Annotated in this window: 1 protein-coding gene and 1 pseudogene; one reads left to right on the top strand and one right to left on the bottom strand. The window is 62.8% G+C overall.

Annotation, left to right across the window (positions count from 1 at the left end):
• Positions 1 to 282 (bottom strand): AFG1/ZapE family ATPase (gene zapE / locus A3764_RS21170; RefSeq protein WP_150122373.1); only part of this gene is annotated, 282 nt, incomplete at its 3' end.
• Positions 283 to 424: 142 nt separating this feature from the next.
• Here zapE and A3764_RS24900 point away from each other — a divergent pair.
• Positions 425 to 584: pseudogene (locus tag A3764_RS24900) on the top strand (MFS transporter); the annotation flags it as partial.

Raw genomic sequence — 584 nt, 5'->3', positions numbered from 1 at the left:
AATTTCCTGCATGAAGGCATGAAAATGCACCCTCCGGGCGGGGATATCGTCCAACGTGGATACGAAGAGATCCATCAGCATGGATTTCCCCCGGCCCACCCCGCCCCAAAGGTAAAGGCCCTTCGGGGGTTCGGGCGCGCGGCGGAACAACCCCTTGCGGGCCGGCGCTTTCAGCCCATCGCGAATGCGGTCGAACTCCGCGATCACGGCGTCCTGCGCGGGATCGTGTTTGAGCTGCCCGGAGGCGATCTTTTCGTCGAAGAGTGCGCGCATCGTCGTCATGGCGCAGGCTTACTACCCCCTGCAGGGGATGGAAAGCGGGGGCGAAGGTGGGCGGCGGGAGATGGGTGTCGAGGGCTATTCCCCCTGCCGGGGATTGGGCATAGTCTGCCGTCGTTCACCCCCCCCCCGGAAGGACCTTTTGTTGGAATACCGCAGTTCGCTTTTCACGCCGGTCCTTATCGTAGGCTGCGTGATCATCATGGTCAGTTTCGCCGTGCGCGCCTCCTTCGGGGTATTCCAGATCCCCATCGCCGAAGAGTTCGCCTGGGCGCGGAGCGAGTTTTCACTGGCCATCGCGATCC

The sequence above is a fragment of the Sulfitobacter sp. HI0129 genome (genome assembly GCF_001635395.1).
Lineage (GTDB): Bacteria > Pseudomonadota > Alphaproteobacteria > Rhodobacterales > Rhodobacteraceae > Sulfitobacter.
This window is presented reverse-complemented; position numbering and strand designations above follow the sequence as displayed.